This is a genomic window from Stutzerimonas stutzeri (assembly GCF_000590475.1).
Classification (GTDB): Bacteria; Pseudomonadota; Gammaproteobacteria; order Pseudomonadales; family Pseudomonadaceae; genus Stutzerimonas; species Stutzerimonas stutzeri_D.
The window spans coordinates 1,727,940-1,741,003 of sequence record NZ_CP007441.1 but is presented as its reverse complement, the minus strand read 5'-3'; the positions used below and the strand labels follow the sequence as shown (position 1 = coordinate 1,741,003).

Below are 13,064 nucleotides of genomic sequence, written 5' to 3'. Positions count from 1 at the left end.
GCCCGTCGCAGCGGCAATTGCCTGCGTAGTATCACTGCCCTACGACCGTTCTCTGGCCGATCACCATCTCGCCAAGAACCATTTCAGTGTTATCCATCAAGGCGCGCCTGCGGAGTGATTTGTTTGGGATCAGTGCGCAAATCGAGCAGAGCCGGAATACCAGACTCGCGTGCACGGGCAAACGCGGCTGCGAAATCCTCGGTGCGATCGACCCGTTCGGCGTAGGCACCGAAAGCCTTGGCCAGAGCGACAAAGTCAGGATTGACCAATTCTGTCGCCGAGATGCGGCCCGGGTACTCACGCTCCTGGTGCATACGGATGGTCGCCAACATGCCGTTGTTGACCACGATCACCACGATTGGCGCGCCGTACTGCATGGCGGTGGCTAGCTCCTGCGGGTACATCATGAAACAGCCATCGCCAGCGAAGCACACCACGGAACGCTCGGGTGCATATAGCTTGGCGGCGATCGCGGCCGGCAAACCGTAGCCCATGGCGCCGTTAGTTGGGGCCAGTTCAGTTGCGGGCTTACGGTAGCGATAGAAACGATGCACCCATACGGTGTAGTTGCCCGCTCCGTTGGTAATGATCGCGTCGTCCGGCAGCACGTCGTTCAAATGGGCGACCACCGCGCCCATATCAACTCCATCCAATTGCACGTGAGCAACAGGCGGCGTGGAATGCTGCACATAGTCCGCCCTCGCCGCGGCAGTCCAACTTGCCCAGCGACTGGTGTCCAGCGGTTCGAGCGCGGCCGCAGCGTGAGCAAAGGTGCTGAGGGCCGAGAGGATCGGTAGTTCGGCACGGTAAACACGGTTGAGCTCTTCAGGGTCCGGGTGCACATGAATCAATTTCTGCCGCGTCGCTGGAGAAGTAATCAGCCCATACCCTTGCGAAACGGTTTCGCTCAATCGCGAACCAATCACCAACAGAAGATCTGCCTCATCGACCCGCTCTAGCAATTTTGGTGACGTGCCGAGCCCCAACTGGCCCACATAATGCCGATCACGGTTATCGAGCAGGTCTTGGCGCCGAAACGAGGAGGCAACAGGCAAGTCATTGGCTTGTATGAACTGTTGAAAGGCCTCGGTCGATGAGGTATCCCAGCCGGTCCCACCAACAATTACCAAGGGTTTGCTCGCACTCCCCAACACACTACGCAACTCCTCCAGAGCCTGCGGTTCGGGCGATGCACGGGCGATGCGCACCGCTGGCAGATCAGCCACGTCCGCGGTGCCGAACAGTACTTGTTCCGGCAAGCCAATCACTACCGGTCCCGGGCGACCCGACATCGCAATGCTGAATGCCTTGCTGACGATTTCCGGGATACGTTCGATGCTGTCTATCTCGGTAACCCATTTGGCGAGGTCGCCGAACATCTGGCGATAATCAACCTCCTGAAAAGCCTCGCGCCCCTTGAAACTGCTCTCGATCTGACCAACAAACAGAATCATAGGGGTCGAATCCTGTTTGGCCGTGTGCACGCCATTGCTGGCATGAGTCGCACCCGGACCGCGGGTCACGAAGCAGATACCCGGACGACCGGTGAGCTTGCCGTAGGCGTCGGCCATGTTCGAGGCAGCGCCTTCATGTCGGGTAACGACGGTTCTGATCGAACGCTTATCGTGCAACGCATCGAGTACCGGCAGGTAGCTTTCGCCTGGAACACAGTAAAGCGTATCGACCGCATTGCAGACCAACGCCTGTACGAGAATTTCACCGCCGTGACGGCCTTTCGAAGTATGGGACATGAGTTTTCAATTTCCTTGTTGCGTTTCCGGCAGGGATAAAGAGACGACGAAGACCTGTTCATAGGCGTAGGTAACCCATAGCCCTATGGTTGCGGCCTGGACGAGCGAGGCGATGGTCAGGCGGGCACCGGAGCGCACCAAGCTCTGTTGCCAGGGGCCAGAAAACCATGGCAGTGCCGCGGTACTGCGCCAGTATCCTCATCGAAGCAGGACGCCCTGAATGTCTCGCGTTGGCTGACGTGCCATACCGCTGTACCAACAACGGGGTACTGCCTCTACCTCGCTGGTGAGCCGTTGTTTGAATACGTTTGACGTCACTAAGCGACATCGCTGAGGAGTATGTGAGGCAATCTGAAGGGAATCAGTAGCGGTAAGCGCATAGCAGCTATGCAGGTGGGTCAGGTATCCGAAGCCTTTCTTTAACCGCAGAATACAAGCCAGTCGAAGCCACCCGCTCATATGCCCTACGGATGCTTCCGTTTCCTTATGACGTCGCGGTCTCATGAAGCCGACATAGAGCGGGACCTGCCAATAAGCCCCAGCAACATGAACACGAGTAGTTGGCAGGCACTTGAAATAAGCATTAGAGGTGACGCGGTAGTTGGGCGAACGACTAATTAATAGCAGCTTGCAGCGCGAGCAACTGGCAATCGAGGGCATTCGCCCGGGGTAACTTATTCACCAATCAAAAGAGCAACTGCTCAGAAGATCAAAACAATAAATATTCGGCTCAAGCCGATAGAGGTGAACGAATGAAAAAATTCCTGAGAACAGCTAGCCTGGCGGCATGTTACGGAGTCGTCGCGATGGCAACTTCTATCTCTACGGCACATGCCGCTGAATGGCCGAGCGACGACATACGGCTAGTGGTGCCTTACGCACCAGGCGGCACGACTGACGTATTGTCTCGTAGGGTCGCCGATCTGCTTGGGGATGTACTGGACGCCAATGTAGTAGTCGAAAATCGTCCAGGAGCAGGTTCAACCGTGGCGACGGGACGCTTCGCTCGGGGAGGACGTGGTATAGATCACACCCTGCTGATGGGCTCGGCGGGCCTCACAATCGGAGCGGCAATTTATCCTGGCCTAGCCTACGATCCGGTCGAAGACTTTACCTTCCTGCAAAACCTGATCGACATACCCAACGTCATGGTTGTTCCGGCCAATAGCCCCTACAACAGCGTAGCCGAGTTCGTGGAAGCGGCCAAAGAGAAGAACATGGCCTTCAGTCACAGCGGCGTGGGTAGTTCCATCCATATGTCCGGCGAGCTGTTCAAGACCCTGACCGGAGCCAAAATGACGGCCGTCCCGTTCGCTGGTAGCGCGGCGTCTCTTCCGGCGCTTCTGAGCGGGGATGTCGACGTGTCATTCGAGAACATGCCAGCCGTGCTGTCACACATCAAGTCTGGTGATTTAAAGGCCTTGGCTGTTACATCTGCCGAGCGCTCCAAATACTTGCCGGACGTGCCGACACTCCGTGAAGTTGGGGACTATAACCTTGACCAATTCGTGACTACCGCTTGGTTCGGCCTGATCGCTCATAAGACATTCCCGCAGGAAGCGCAGGACACCATGAGAAAAGCGCTTGATACCGTAATGCAGCGTCAGGAGTTCCTCGACTTCGTGTCCCAACTGGGTGCCGAACCCGGCCAGGTATCAGGTGAAGAATTCCGAAAGTTCATCGCCGCCGATGTGGTGCGCTGGCAGAAAGTAGCTGAACAGGCAGGCATCAGCCAATAACACCTCGACCGCTCAACCAATGGACTGGGCGAGGCCCTATCCTCGCCTGTCTCAAGAGAGGTAGCTATGTTTACATCCGGTCGCAGGCTAGGTGGGCTAGTACGGGACCCCGGGGACGCTCTGGCGGGCGCCGTGTTGCTGAGCATTTCCCTGTTCTTACTGTTTTATCTGGTGCCCAACCATATCGCCGAGCCACCAATCTTGCAGAACCCTATGATGTCGCCGCGCTGGCTGCCAAGTATCGTGGGGTGGCTGTTGCTTGGCTTTTCCCTCTTGCTGCTTCTACAGGGGATGCTGGTCGATAACACCGAAAAGGACGATGGCCGCAAAATCATAAAAGGGCCGCCACGGCGTTTTTTTCTAATGGTAGGCGCACTACTGGCTTACGTAGCTCTATTCGAGACCTTGGGCGCTATGGCCAGTAGCATATTGGCCATGCTGATCTTGTTCATCGCGCATCCCGTACGCACTTGGTGGGTATATGGGCTGGCCATCGTCTTTCCTATAGCCGTCACTCTTTTCTTCGTCAAAGTTATGAACGTGCCCCTACCGGGTTTACCGTTCTGACAGGCAAAGCTTAAATCCAGCATGAGCTATATATGGAAAATTTATCAGAAGTAATGCAGCTCTTCCTTGCCTGGGAAAACTTTCTGGCGATCTCGATAGGCGTGCTAATAGGAGTAGTTGTTGGAGCAATCCCTGGCCTCACGGCAACAATGGCGGTGGCATTGGCATTACCGTTCACCTTCTCGATGCAGCCCGTAGCGGCCATTTTGCTCTTGGTCGGCATTTATAAGGGCGGCATGTACGGGGGCTCTATTACCGCGATTTTAATCCGTACGCCGGGTTCGCCTGCATCAGCCTGCACATTGCTCGACGGCTATCCAATGGCCCAACAGGGGCACGCCAAGAAGGCGCTTAAGACAGCTCTTTATTCTTCGGTAATAGCCGATTTTATTTCCAACATTGCCCTCATCTTCTTTGCCGCTTACTTGGCTGAAATTGCTCTTAATTTCGGCGCTCCCGAGTTTTTCTGGCTGATCTGCTTCTCGCTGACCATCATCATCTCGCTAGCCAGCGGCTCGATGATCAAGGGCCTGCTGGCGGCTCTGATGGGGATTTTGCTCTCGCTAGTGGGACTGGATGATGTTTTCGGCTCACAACGATTAACCTTCGGCAACTACAACCTGATGGACTCCATCTCATTCATTCCCCTGCTCATTGGGCTGTTCGCGATACCGGAAATTATCGAGTTCTATCGCAAGAAAGCGGTGCCGCACATCAAGGCCAAGGCCAGCGGGGCCGGACTTTCCTGGGTCGAGCTCAAGCGTTGTATGAAGAGCATTATCCGCGGCAGTCTGATCGGCGTGATTATCGGTGCCATTCCTGGTACCGGAGCTACCGCCGCAGCTTTTATCTCCTACAGCGATGCCAAGCGGCGCTCGCCCCGGCGGGATAATTTCGGCAAAGGTGAGGTAGAAGGCGTGGCAGCCGCAGAGGCCGGCAACAACGGCGTGGCTGGGGCGACCCTGATCCCGCTGCTGTCGCTCGGCATTCCTGGCGACGTGATCACCGCCATCATCCTCGGCGCGTTCATGGTGCACGGCCTAACTCCCGGCCCGCTCCTGTTCCAGGAAAATCTACCACTGATCTACGCATTGTTCATGGGCATCATGTTCAGCTCGCTAGTGTTGCTGGTGGTGGGTAATGGTGCGATCAAATATTTCTCGCTAATCGCCGACATTCCCAAGAGTATCCTCTTCCCCATAGTGCTGATGTTTTGCGTCTACGGTGCCTACGCCGTGAACAACGACTCGTTCGATGTGTGGCTAATGATGGGCTTCGGGGTGATGGGTTATATCTTTAGCCGGGCGGGAATTCCTACCGCCCCGTTCTTGATTGGCTTCATCTTAGGGCCGATGTTTGAGAGCAACTTGCGCCGATCACTATTGATTGGTGACAACGATCTGTCGATTTTCGTACGCGGCCCGATAACCTGGTTCTTTATTGCCCTGACGCTGGGTTCGATCTCGCTAGCGCTGCATCGCTACGTGACCGCGCGACGACGTCCGACTCAGCCCGACACGTCAGTAAATGCCGAAGAGGAGAGAACAAGGTAAGCCACCCAGCGAAGAGGCCAAGAAGCGTTTCACCAAGAACAGGAGCCGCTTCAGCCTCGGCGATTCCGGCCGGCGTCGCTGCGCCCGAATTGGCATTATTAGAGGTGGTAACGGCGCGCTTTCGAATTAAGCCCACCTATCGACTCGCTACTACGAGCTGTGTAGTAGCCAGGCCGGCAAGAGAGTCTCGAAAGATACCCCTTCGCTCGGTCTTGCTAGAACAGACTGCGATTTCCAAGCATGTCGCTTGGGAGAGAACCCCGGCCCGAATCCAGATCTGAAACAGACTGTTATTTATCAATCGATGGGCGTCAGCAAAACGAGACTGCTTGGTCCCAGACCATTACCGCAGTGGGCGACACCTGGCAGCAAGTAAAGGCGCCCGAATGCCTGCACGTTGGCTCGATCATCGCCTTGTGCGATGCGACGGTATTGGCCGGTGAGATGTGTGGATCGGCGAGCCCGTGCCATATGATCAGCTTGCAGCGGATCTCTCGAAGGCCGATAGGTTCGGATTGGTCGCATCAAACAAGTCATGGCAGGCGCAGCGCATCGAGTGTAGTGCGGGTAAACGCGAATGATGCCAAGTCGGCCCGGTGCGCGGCTGTTCAAACGCCAGATAGCGCGGCCTGGCTATTCATCGGCTGGCCATCGGCAGCGCTGGCGACATAAACGCCGGCCCAGTCGAGTTTCAAGCCGAGGCGTTTGGCCTAGAGCCCGGCAGCTTTTTGCGCTCGAAACTTTGGCTCTACTGATAGAATTGGACACCACTCTCCTGATACGGATTTGGGCCGTGTGAACCACCGATCCATCCCGTTTCTTCCTAGCTCTGATCGTTGCCAGCTAGCGCGCTTCTCCGTGCATGGTAAAAGCATTTCTGGAGGTGGTTAATTTATTAGCAAGCTGCCAAAACGCACGGATTTTCCATGATAAACCACCAAAATCCATCAAATATTTAACGATTAAAAATGACAACTTCCCGGTCAAGCCCAGAGAATACGCGGCCTACAGTAGATAGGCGTTTTAGTGTCGCCCCAATGATGGATTGGACTGACAGACATTGCCGGTATTTTCTAAGGCAGCTGTCCCGCCATGCCCTGCTCTACACCGAAATGGTCACTACCGGCGCGCTGATCAATGGCGATGCCGGGCGCTTTCTGCGTCACGACGAGGTGGAATACCCGCTGGCGCTACAGCTCGGCGGGAGTGTGCCGGCGGAACTGGCTGCCTGCGCGAAAATGGCCGAAGCGGCGAATTACGACGAAGTGAACCTCAACGTCGGTTGCCCTAGCGATCGCGTGCAGAACAACCTGATCGGTGCGTGTCTCATGGCGCATCCGGCATTGGTGGCCGATTGCGTAAAAGCGATGCGAGATGCCGTCGGGATCGACGTAACGGTAAAGCATCGGATTGGTATCAACGGGCGCGACAGTTATAGCGAGCTCTGCGACTTCGTTGGTCAAGTACGCGAGGCTGGCTGCCGCAGCTTTACCGTGCATGCGCGAATCGCCATCCTCGAAGGGTTGTCGCCAAAGCAAAATCGCGAAGTCCCGCCGCTGCGTTACGAAGTGGCCGCCCGGCTCAAAGCAGATTTCCCGGACCTTGAGATCATCCTCAACGGCGGTATCAAAACATTGGATGAATGCGAAGCGCATCTGGAGCGCTTCGATGGCGTGATGCTCGGTCGCGAGGCGTATCACAATCCATACCTGCTTGCGCAAGTAGACAACCGGTTATTCAACAGTCAGGAGCCCGTCATCAGCCGCTCCGATGCGCTGAGGCGGATGCAGCCCTATATCCAGCGGCATCTGGAGGCTGGTGGGTCAATGCATCACATCACTCGACATGTATTGGGTCTCGGCCAGGGCTTCCCCGGTGCGCGCCGCTTTCGCCAATTGCTCTCAGTCGATATTCACAAAACCAAGGAACCCCTGGCGCTGCTGGATCAGGCGACCCGCCTGCTCGAAGGGCACTGACAATATTCAAGGAACACCCGGGTACATTTTCAATCCAAGTGCAGTCCGCCCGGACCATCCGCTTATTGAGCGGCTCGGTGGCCTCGGGTTAAGGTCCTGCCAACTCAGAGGATAGAGCGCTCCCATGACATCCAAGCTGGAACACCTCAAGCAGTTCACCACCGTCGTCGCCGACACTGGCGATCTCGATGCCATCACCCGTCTGCAGCCGGTAGACGCCACCACCAACCCGTCGCTGCTGCTCAAGGCCGCTGCCCTGCCCCGCTACGCGGAACATCTGCAGTCGGCGATGTCCCGCTGCGCCGGCGATATCGGGCTGGGCTGCGATCTGTTTGCTGTCGCGGTAGGACAGGAAGTGCTCAAGCTGATTCCCGGACGCGTTTCCACCGAGGTCGATGCACGCCTTTCCTTCGATACCGAAGCGATGGTCCAGCGCGGCGAACGCCTGATCGGTCTGTATGAGCAGGCGGGCGTATCCCGTGATCGCGTGCTGATCAAACTGGCCTCTACTTGGGAAGGCATCCGCGCGGCCGAGCATCTGGAGAAGTCCGGCATCCAGACCAACCTGACCCTGCTGTTCTGCTTTACCCAGGCCGTGGCTTGCGCCGAAGCCGGCGTGTTTCTCATTTCACCGTTCGTGGGTCGCATCTATGACTGGTACAAGAAGCATGAAAGTCGCGACTACACAGGCACTGAAGACCCAGGCGTGCAGTCGGTCAGCCGTATCTACGACTATTACAAGGCGCACGGCTACAAGACCGTGGTGATGGGGGCGAGCTTCCGTAATACCGGGCAAATCGAAGCCTTGGCAGGCTGCGATCGCCTGACTATCAGCCCCGAATTGCTCAGCCAGCTGGCTCAGGAAGAAGGGCCGCTGGAGCGCAAGCTCTCGCCGGGCCGCGCATCAGAGCCGCGCATCGCATTGGATGAAAATAGTTTCCGCTGGGGATTGAACGAGGATCCGATGGCTACGGAGAAGCTGGCCGAGGGTATTCGCCAGTTCGCGCGCGATCAGGAGAAGCTCGAGGCGCTGCTAGAAGCGAAGCGCTGAGTCAGGAGCGTTCCAGCGCCGTCACGAGGTCGCGAAACGCCTCGCGATTGGATTCATTGAGGCTCATCAGGATGCGGTGAGCCTCAAGTACCTTGTTCTTCACCACTTCTTCGGACTGGTCCTGGCTCGGCAGATCAGCGAGCTGTTCAGGCGATGGCAACGGCTGGTCGACGATATTGAAGACCTGATCGAAGCCCATCGACTGCAGCAGACGGGTGATGTCGGCGTGCGTGGTTACAAGCGTCGGCAACATGCCGACCTTCTGCCGCGAAAGAATCGAGAGTTTGGCCAGCAGTCCAAGCGTCGTGCTGTCGATGCTACGGCTCTCGGTGAGATCGATAACGATCGATGAGAAATCCAGCGACGAAAAAATCTTCTCGATCGTTGCATCCAACGCCGAGCAAAGTGTCAGCCGGATTTCGCCGACGAACTTGAGAACGAACGTACCGTCCTGCTCCGCGAACTGGATTTTACCAGTGCTCATGCAAGATTCCTGCTCAAAACCAGCAACGCGATGTCATCGGGCATATCCTCCAGATCGGCCAAGCCAAATACTCGCTGAAGCCCTTCCAACGTACCGCCTGCTTCGCAGATCAGGCCGGGCAGTCCTGCTTCCTTATCTTTGAGGGCTTCGCCCGGCAAAAGGTCCAGAATGCCATCGGAAAGCAGGGTCAAGCTGAACGAGTCCGGAAGTTCGATTTCATAGTTATCGTAGGTCGCCTCGACGAACAGGCCAACCGGCAAGCCTCGCCCCTCCAGGTATCTCGCCGTTTCGCCGGTGTAGAGCACTGGCATCGGAAGATGTCCGCCGATGCTGTAATGCAACAGGTTGCGCTCTTGATCGATCACTCCACCGAGCATGGTCACGTGCTTGCCAAGCTTGCAGTTGATCAGCCCGCGGTTGATGTGATCGAGCACCTCGGACGGCTTGAACGCGCGCAGAGTCCCTCCCCGCCGGGACTCGTACAGCAAGCGCGTGGTCATGAACTTCAGCAAGACAGTGACGAATGCTGAAGAGGCGCCGTGGCCGGAAACATCGGCCAGATAGAAGCCGATACGATGCTCATCGACCCGGAAATAATCGACGAAATCTCCAGAGAGATAGAGAGACGGAATAATCTGGTGGGCGAAGTTGAAATCGTCGAGGCTGCACGGCGTGACCGGCAGCATGTTCATCTGTACCTGGCGACCGGCATCCTGGTCTTCCTGCAACAGATGCAAGCTGGCCTGCAGGTCGCGGTTGGCCGTTTCCAGTTGCTCACGATAGCGACGGTTCTCCAGGCGCAACCGTGAACGATCGAGCGCCCGGCGAACCGAATGTTCCAGCATCGCCAGGTCTTCGAGAGGCTTTATCAGGTAGTCGGCTGCCCCCAGACGCAGCGCCTCCACCGCATCGCTCATCACACCGGCGCCGGACACCACGATAACCGGAAGGTCGACCTGGCGCTCGCTGATCAGCCGGATAAGCTCCAGGCCATCCATCTGCGGCATGCGCAGATCGCAGATCACCAGGTCAGGCCGCTCGGCGTCAAACAGCTCCATGCCCCGCCGCCCATTGGGCGCCTGCAGGACCTTGAAACCACTGTCATCCAGATAGGCGGCCAGACTGGCTCGTACCACATCGTCGTCATCTATGATCAGCAGGGTCGCGCTTGGGTTGTGCATGTTCCTACCAGGCGGTATCGCCAGGATGATTGGCGAAAGCATCGGCCCCGCGCGAACGCTGGGCAAGGGATCTTTTCAAGGCGCAGACGGTACTCCCATACGATCTGCGTTTCAAGCCGAGCACGCCCGCTCCGTCTGTGCTTTACAGGTCGAATTGGCGGGCGTTATAAGAACGGGCACAAGCAGAACTTAGAGGACGAAAAAGATGACCCAGACTGATCGGGACTACAGCGAAAAACGCGACTTCATCCGTATGCAGATCGAGACCGCGATCACCCTCGTTCAAGACGGGCAGCATTACGAGGCGATCTGTCAGGATCTTTCAAGCACCGGCATGCAGGTGCTTGCGGCGACACACCTGCAAATCGGCGACAAAGTGCAGGTGCACATCCCTTCCGAACACAAGGAACTGAAGGGTCTGGAAGCTGAAACCGAGGTGGTACGGGTCGACACCCATGGAGATGGTCGACAAAGCCTTGGGTTGACCATCCTCTCGATGAGCTAAGCGGCAACTGCTCCTACCATTGTTACGCCCCACAGCCGGCTGCGTGGGGCTGACAGCGCGGGCCAGAACGCTCCTACTCGATCAGAAATCGTCTTCGACCTGGCCGTCCAGCGTGCGGAACTCACGATTCTGCAGATAGGCATTGCGGACGAAGATGTATTTGTCGCCAGTAATCATCTTCTCGGCCGAGAGCAAACCGGCGCGCAGGTCGACCACGTTCACCGCTCGGGTCACATTGCGAGTCGGCACATGGTCCATGTAGGGATAAGGCTGCAGGAAGGAGTCAGGCACGCGCCCCGCCGCGTCGCGCACGGTGCTCGGCCCAAGCAGCGGCAATACGACATAGGGTCCGTTGCCCAGCCCCCAGACACCCAGGGTCTGACCGAAGTCTTCATCGTTCTTTTGTAGCCCCATGCGGGTCGCCACATCGAAGAAGCCCAGCACGCCGAAGGTGCTGTTGAACAGGATACGGCTGGTGTCGATGCCGGCATCGCGGACCTTGCCTTGTAGCAAATCATTGGTCAGCACCACGACGTCACCAAGGTTGCTGAACACGTTGCCGATGCCGTCTTCGAGGAAGTTCGGCGTGACCTTCTGGTAACCCTGCGCGAGCGGCTTGAGGGTATAGGTGTCCACTTTGTCGTTGAAATTGAACACTACGCGGTTGACGCCTTCCCACGGATCTTCCTCAGCCGCCTGCAGCGACGAAGCGCCGACCAGTGCCAGTGCCGCAACGAGGGTCATTCTGAAATATCCGATCCAGTCCTTGTCGATCAGTCGCATCACGGCCTTCCCCTTGTTCGATAGTGGTGTCTGTCCATCAAAGCGCAGCAGTATAAATCCATTCCACTCGTTTCCGGCAGCGTCCGGACCTGCGGAACGGCAACGAACTTCCCGGCGTTGTGTGTCATCAAAGAAAAGACAACACCAGACCCCTGGTTTACCCTTCATTTATCGAGCGCCGGCGACTAGATCGCCCCGAAACCACAGAGGGAAGCAATATGCCGGAACATGATCTGCAGTCGCAGCTAGCGGAGTTGCGTAATCAACTGGCTCAGGACACACCGCTGACCGAAGAGGAGCGTGCATCGCTACAGGTGATCGCCCACGACATCGAACTTCGCCTGGCCAACCAGGGCGTGGTGGACCAGAACGATTCGCTGGTCGATGGTGTCAACCTGGCGGTGGAGCGTTTCGAGGTCAGCCACCCCAACACCGCCATGACGCTGCGCAACATCATGCAGACATTGGCCAACATGGGCATCTGAGCGGAACGCAGCCAACCACGAAGACCAGAGCGCGCAGGAACCACGCTCCATTTGCCCGCTATTGCCGGACCAGCCGCCCATTGCCCGGCGCGTCGAAATCGGTGCTGCGGTAGGGGTTGATATCCAGCCCACCACGGCGGACATAGCGGGCATGGACGCTCAGCTGTTCCGGCTTCAGCAACCGCTGCAAGTCGAGGAAGATGCGCTCCACGCACTGCTCATGGAAGTCCGCGTGTTGACGGAAGCTCACCAGATAGGCAAGTAAACTGCCGTGATCCAGCGCAGCGCCGCGATACTGGACGACCACTGTTCCCCAATCTGGCTGGCCGGTAACAGGACAGTTGGATTTCAACAGATGGCTGTAAACACATTCCTCGACCTGGCGTGCCGGGTCACAGCTCAACAGATCGGCTCGTGGCGAGTCGTAGTGTTCGATGGCAACATCCAACTCATCGATGCAGCGTCCCGCCAGCGATGCAATCCCCTCTCGGGCGACCTCGACCAGCGTCCGCAAGCGCACACCGACGGGCTTGCCTGCTGCGGCCGACAGGTCTCTGGCCATGGTCTCCGCAAGGGCCTCGCGGCTGTCGAACACCGACTGGTTCAGCGAATTCAGATAGAGCTTGAACGACTTGGACTCGATGATGTTCGGCGAGTCCGCCGGGATGCTGAACTCGCCAATGGCGACCACCGGTTTGCCGGACGGCAGCAGCCAGGACAGCTCATAGCAATTCCAGATATCTATGCCGCGGTAGGGCAAGGTATCGGCTGTCAGCCCCAACTCAGCCCACTTCGGCGCGCGTGGAATCGGAAACAGCTGCTCAGGACTGTAGGTCGCAACATAGGCGCTGGACTTGCCCAGCGGTGAGAGTTCGGCGGGGTGTTGCATGGCAGGAACCTGTACGAAAAATGACCGCAAGTGTATCGGTTCCCGCCGCGTTTATCACCGCCAAACCCCCAGGTCGACGCCACAACGCCCACAGGCGGGC

At 57.4% G+C, this 13,064-nt stretch carries 12 protein-coding genes; 7 read left to right on the top strand and 5 right to left on the bottom strand.

The genetic code is table 11. From position 1 onward, the window contains the following. Positions 1-89 precede the first annotated feature (89 nt). The gene (locus CH92_RS08160; protein WP_025241282.1) at positions 90-1,751 is read right to left on the bottom strand and encodes a thiamine pyrophosphate-binding protein; all 1,662 of its coding nucleotides are present in this window, start codon (positions 1,749-1,751) and stop codon (positions 90-92) included. A 752-nt stretch (positions 1,752-2,503) separates the two neighbouring features. On the opposite strand from CH92_RS08160, the gene CH92_RS08155 reads away from it, so the two are divergent. From CH92_RS08155 to tal, 5 genes are all read left to right on the top strand, one after another. Then, the gene (locus CH92_RS08155; protein WP_025241281.1) at positions 2,504-3,490 is read left to right on the top strand and encodes a Bug family tripartite tricarboxylate transporter substrate binding protein; all 987 of its coding nucleotides are present in this window, start codon (positions 2,504-2,506) and stop codon (positions 3,488-3,490) included. 132 nt (positions 3,491-3,622) lie between these two features. Further along, on the top strand, positions 3,623-4,057 hold the full coding sequence (locus CH92_RS08150) for a tripartite tricarboxylate transporter TctB family protein (RefSeq protein WP_200869646.1): 435 nt from the start codon (positions 3,623-3,625) through the stop codon (positions 4,055-4,057). Positions 4,058-4,089: 32 nt separating this feature from the next. After that, the gene (locus CH92_RS08145) at positions 4,090-5,610 is read left to right on the top strand and encodes a tripartite tricarboxylate transporter permease (protein ID WP_025241279.1); all 1,521 of its coding nucleotides are present in this window, start codon (positions 4,090-4,092) and stop codon (positions 5,608-5,610) included. Between the two features lie 1,040 nt (positions 5,611-6,650). Further along, on the top strand, positions 6,651-7,586 hold the full coding sequence (dusA, locus tag CH92_RS08140; RefSeq protein WP_025241278.1) for a tRNA dihydrouridine(20/20a) synthase DusA: 936 nt from the start codon (positions 6,651-6,653) through the stop codon (positions 7,584-7,586). A gap of 124 nt (positions 7,587-7,710) precedes the next feature. Then, on the top strand, positions 7,711-8,637 hold the full coding sequence (tal, locus tag CH92_RS08135; protein WP_025241277.1) for a transaldolase: 927 nt from the start codon (positions 7,711-7,713) through the stop codon (positions 8,635-8,637). A gap of 1 nt (position 8,638) precedes the next feature. Here the strand turns inward: tal and rssC are convergent, their stop codons facing one another. Continuing rightward, entirely contained in the window at positions 8,639-9,121 is a 483-nt protein-coding gene (rssC, locus tag CH92_RS08130; protein ID WP_025241276.1) for an anti-sigma factor antagonist RssC, read from the bottom strand. Then, on the bottom strand, positions 9,118-10,302 hold the full coding sequence (gene rssB, locus CH92_RS08125; protein WP_025241275.1) for a two-component system response regulator RssB: 1,185 nt from the start codon (positions 10,300-10,302) through the stop codon (positions 9,118-9,120). Before rssB ends, rssC begins: the two co-directional genes overlap by 4 nt. Positions 10,303-10,507: 205 nt before the next feature. On the opposite strand from rssB, the gene CH92_RS08120 reads away from it, so the two are divergent. Beyond that, positions 10,508-10,807 carry a PilZ domain-containing protein gene (locus tag CH92_RS08120; protein WP_025241274.1) on the top strand — a complete coding sequence of 100 codons (300 nt, stop codon included), beginning with the start codon at positions 10,508-10,510 and terminating at the stop codon, positions 10,805-10,807. Positions 10,808-10,888: 81 nt separating this feature from the next. On the opposite strand, the gene CH92_RS08115 is transcribed toward CH92_RS08120, so the two are convergent. Next, positions 10,889-11,590, bottom strand: coding sequence for an MlaA family lipoprotein (locus tag CH92_RS08115; protein WP_025241273.1), 702 nt, complete (start codon positions 11,588-11,590; stop codon positions 10,889-10,891). A 218-nt stretch (positions 11,591-11,808) separates the two neighbouring features. On the opposite strand from CH92_RS08115, the gene CH92_RS08110 reads away from it, so the two are divergent. After that, entirely contained in the window at positions 11,809-12,075 is a 267-nt protein-coding gene (locus CH92_RS08110; protein ID WP_025241272.1) for a DUF4404 family protein, read from the top strand. Positions 12,076-12,133: 58 nt separating this feature from the next. Here CH92_RS08110 and queF read toward each other — a convergent pair whose 3' ends face one another. Then, a complete protein-coding gene (queF, locus tag CH92_RS08105) occupies positions 12,134-12,964 on the bottom strand; it encodes an NADPH-dependent 7-cyano-7-deazaguanine reductase QueF (RefSeq protein WP_025241271.1) in 831 nt (276 codons plus the stop codon). Positions 12,965-13,064: the final 100 nt, after the last annotated feature.

Coding starts and splice junctions, on each gene's coding strand:
- CH92_RS08160 (WP_025241282.1), bottom strand. CDS start 1,751: ATGTCCCATACTTCGAAAGGCCGTCACGGCGGTGAAATTCTCGTACAG.
- CH92_RS08155 (WP_025241281.1), top strand. CDS start 2,504: ATGAAAAAATTCCTGAGAACAGCTAGCCTGGCGGCATGTTACGGAGTC.
- CH92_RS08145 (WP_025241279.1), top strand. CDS start 4,090: ATGGAAAATTTATCAGAAGTAATGCAGCTCTTCCTTGCCTGGGAAAAC.
- dusA (WP_025241278.1), top strand. CDS start 6,651: ATGGATTGGACTGACAGACATTGCCGGTATTTTCTAAGGCAGCTGTCC.
- tal (WP_025241277.1), top strand. CDS start 7,711: ATGACATCCAAGCTGGAACACCTCAAGCAGTTCACCACCGTCGTCGCC.
- rssC (WP_025241276.1), bottom strand. CDS start 9,121: ATGAGCACTGGTAAAATCCAGTTCGCGGAGCAGGACGGTACGTTCGTT.
- rssB (WP_025241275.1), bottom strand. CDS start 10,302: ATGCACAACCCAAGCGCGACCCTGCTGATCATAGATGACGACGATGTG.
- CH92_RS08120 (WP_025241274.1), top strand. CDS start 10,508: ATGACCCAGACTGATCGGGACTACAGCGAAAAACGCGACTTCATCCGT.
- CH92_RS08115 (WP_025241273.1), bottom strand. CDS start 11,590: ATGCGACTGATCGACAAGGACTGGATCGGATATTTCAGAATGACCCTC.
- CH92_RS08110 (WP_025241272.1), top strand. CDS start 11,809: ATGCCGGAACATGATCTGCAGTCGCAGCTAGCGGAGTTGCGTAATCAA.
- queF (WP_025241271.1), bottom strand. CDS start 12,964: ATGCAACACCCCGCCGAACTCTCACCGCTGGGCAAGTCCAGCGCCTAT.